Source organism: Streptomyces sp. WM6378 (genome assembly GCF_001279695.1).
GTDB lineage: Bacteria > Actinomycetota > Actinomycetes > Streptomycetales > Streptomycetaceae > Streptomyces.
The window spans coordinates 1-235 of record NZ_LGDD01000254.1; the positions used below are offsets into that span (position 1 = coordinate 1).

Annotated in this window: 1 protein-coding gene; it reads right to left on the minus strand. The window is 65.1% G+C overall.

The annotated features are described in order from the left end of the window. Positions 1-235: transposase (locus ADK54_RS20095; protein WP_199827001.1), on the minus strand; the 235-nt coding region annotated here is incomplete at both ends.

Genomic DNA, 235 nt, shown 5'->3' on the forward strand with positions numbered 1-235 from the left:
GATTCGGCGCAGGCCGCTGCGGACGGCCCGGACGTGGTGGTCGCGGTCGGCGAAGACGATGTTCGCGGTCACGGCCCGCCGCAGAAGGGAGCAGATGCCTTCTACTGGATTCAAATCCGGGGAGTATGACGGCAGTTGGACGATGGTCAGCCAGTCATGCTCGGCGGCATAGTCACGGATGTCGGCGCTGCGGTGGACATTCAGATTGTCCCAGATCACCACGACGGGCCCGCCG